A 507-nucleotide genomic window follows, 5' to 3' on the forward strand; every position below is an offset into this window, starting at 1 on the left:
GTGAGACAGGTGCTGCATGGCTGTCGTCAGCTCGTGTTGTGAAATGTTGGGTTAAGTCCCGCAACGAGCGCAACCCTTATCCTTTGTTGCCAGCGGTCCGGCCGGGAACTCAAAGGAGACTGCCAGTGATAAACTGGAGGAAGGTGGGGATGACGTCAAGTCATCATGGCCCTTACGACCAGGGCTACACACGTGCTACAATGGCGCATACAAAGAGAAGCGACCTCGCGAGAGCAAGCGGACCTCATAAAGTGCGTCGTAGTCCGGATTGGAGTCTGCAACTCGACTCCATGAAGTCGGAATCGCTAGTAATCGTGGATCAGAATGCCACGGTGAATACGTTCCCGGGCCTTGTACACACCGCCCGTCACACCATGGGAGTGGGTTGCAAAAGAAGTAGGTAGCTTAACCTTCGGGAGGGCGCTTACCACTTTGTGATTCATGACTGGGGTGAAGTCGTAACAAGGTAACCGTAGGGGAACCTGCGGTTGGATCACCTCCTTACCT

At 54.2% G+C, this 507-nt stretch carries 1 rRNA gene; it reads left to right on the forward strand.

Annotation, left to right across the window (positions count from 1 at the left end):
- A 16S ribosomal RNA gene (locus ACLJRE_RS23850) occupies positions 1-504 on the forward strand; the annotation flags it as partial.
- Positions 505-507: the final 3 nt, after the last annotated feature.

Origin of the sequence: Salmonella sp. SAL04157 (assembly GCF_046551635.1) — a bacterium.
In the GTDB taxonomy this organism is placed as follows: Bacteria; Pseudomonadota; Gammaproteobacteria; order Enterobacterales; family Enterobacteriaceae; genus Salmonella; species Salmonella enterica.